Below are 567 nucleotides of genomic sequence, written 5' to 3'. Positions count from 1 at the left end.
TAGTGAATGCTTTAGAGCCTTCCAGCTGTGCTGCCGCTTGAGTTGGACCAAAGATAGGCAGATCTACTTCGCGGAACGCGTCAACAACACCAATAACCAATGGCGCTTCAGGGCCAACGATAGTCAGTTCGATTTTTTTCTCTTGAGCAAACGCCACTAAACCAGCGATGTCTTCAACGCCGATGTTTACGTTCTCAAGTTTTGGCTCAAGTGCTGTACCTGCGTTACCTGGAGCGATGAATACTGTTTCAACGTTTGGGTTTTGTGCTGCTTTCCAACCCAAAGCATGTTCTCTACCGCCAGCACCAATAATTAATACATTCATGTTTTAAAATCCTTATAGCTACTTCAGAGCCTTTATTTCTGTGTCAAACATGCTCACTTATGGTCATAAGCTCCGCGTGTTTTCCTTGAACTAAAGTCACTGACTTGCTCTACGTATTTCAAATATCGGAATATTTAAAAAAACAAAATTATAAGTCTTGCTCAAAGTAGTTGGTGATGTGGCTAGGCAGCAATTGAGCCCATCCCCGGGAGCATAGCTCGCTATGTGACCGGGGTGGGCGA

At 44.4% G+C, this 567-nt stretch carries 1 pseudogene; it reads right to left on the bottom strand.

The annotated features are described in order from the left end of the window. Positions 1–325: pseudogene (locus tag BCT81_RS14240) on the bottom strand (phosphoribosylamine--glycine ligase); the annotation flags it as partial. Positions 326–567 lie beyond the last annotated feature (242 nt).

The sequence above is a fragment of the Vibrio sp. 10N.261.52.A1 genome (assembly GCF_002876325.1).
Taxonomy (GTDB): domain Bacteria; phylum Pseudomonadota; class Gammaproteobacteria; order Enterobacterales; family Vibrionaceae; genus Vibrio; species Vibrio chagasii.
This window is presented reverse-complemented; position numbering and strand designations above follow the sequence as displayed.